This is a genomic window from Ruegeria lacuscaerulensis (genome assembly GCF_013033355.1).
Classification (GTDB): Bacteria; Pseudomonadota; Alphaproteobacteria; order Rhodobacterales; family Rhodobacteraceae; genus Ruegeria; species Ruegeria lacuscaerulensis_A.
Window position 1 is genome coordinate 1 of record NZ_WQDY01000035.1, and the last position, 1269, is coordinate 1269.

Genomic DNA, 1269 nt, shown 5'->3' on the forward strand with positions numbered 1-1269 from the left:
CGCCCAGTAGTCCCAATCGTCGCGCTTGTTATCCGCCGCCGATCCCTAAATCAGGCGAATCCGCAAATCCTCGGATGCATGTAAGTTTCCAGTTGCGCTATGAACGCTCGAGACGATGTCAATCCAAACACATCATTCGGCGCACCTCAGTCTTGTCCAACTTGATTCCCCCCAATCAGCTTCCGCAGATCTAAGAACTAGAGGCAATTCCAAGGCAAAATCATACAGCGTCGACTGAAGAGACGTTGTCATGGGCTGACCGTTATTTTCTGCCAACTCAAACAAGTTACCAGCAAAATTCGTATATCTGAGCGAAATACACTCCGGCTGCAGGACACCCTTAGGTTCGGCGGTCAAAAACGTCTGAACAATAAAGTCCAAATTTCCAGAACCTGCACCAGAATCGGCCGGGACTAGGTTAAACGAGGTGCGAATAACAAGATTGGAAGCTTGTGCACCTTGTGGGCAGCTTGATCTGCTTGAACTGGTTGAGAAACACGGCGTCACGCCATCGAAAAGTTCAGTACTCAAAGAGTTGGAAAGTGTCGCTTCGAGTGCTCTTTCAAACTTTGATGGTTGATAGGCCCGGTTCAGTGTATCTACTGCACGTACAATTTCTTCACGCGATCGCGACGTTCCACTCGTGGCACCATAGATTCCTCCTGCAGTGGCAAACACAGGAACTAATGCGACACCGAGAGCCAGTCCGAATGGGTCTGCCGAGGAAAGCCCCGCCTCCAAAGCACCTCCGGCGCCTGCGCCAATACCCGAAACAGCACCTTCGCCTCGCGTATAAGCGGTGCTACGGACATCTCCGTCTACGACCCGCACGGACAAGTTTATCGTTGAACGCGATGCTAAATTGGCAGTGTTTATGTCTGGAAGGGAGGGCGCGCACGCAGAAAGAAGCGAGCAAGTAGCTACGCATAGCGCTTTAAGTCTTTTTCCGTCGCTTCTCTTCATCTCAACTGGTGCATCGATTTGCAAGTTTCCGTGGGCTTCTTAGGCAGCAGACAACGGTCCAATTTCACCAATGCGGAGCATTGAAACTTCAGCCATCCTTTCCTTTTTGCAGAACTCCGAAAGTGCTTAAATATATCTCAAAATCAGAATGTAATTTTTGATTTGCATCAAGCGGAAGCGCATAATTGATCTCATTCGGAGTAAATTCTCCAGCGCTCGCGGGATGGAGTACATAGTGTGCGCCCGGATCGCCTGATTTAGGGATCGGCAGCGGATAACAAGCGCGACGAATGGGACTACTGGGCT

Annotated in this window: 2 protein-coding genes; both read right to left on the reverse strand. The window is 50.3% G+C overall.

Annotation, left to right across the window (positions count from 1 at the left end; translation table 11 throughout):
* Positions 1–132: 132 nt before the first annotated feature.
* Positions 133–831, reverse strand: a complete 699-nt coding sequence (locus GOW48_RS22270; protein WP_170756251.1) for a hypothetical protein — start codon at positions 829–831, stop codon at positions 133–135.
* Between the two features lie 220 nt (positions 832–1051).
* On the reverse strand, positions 1052–1269 hold a 218-nt coding region (locus GOW48_RS22355; RefSeq protein WP_214648708.1), incomplete at its 5' end, for a hypothetical protein.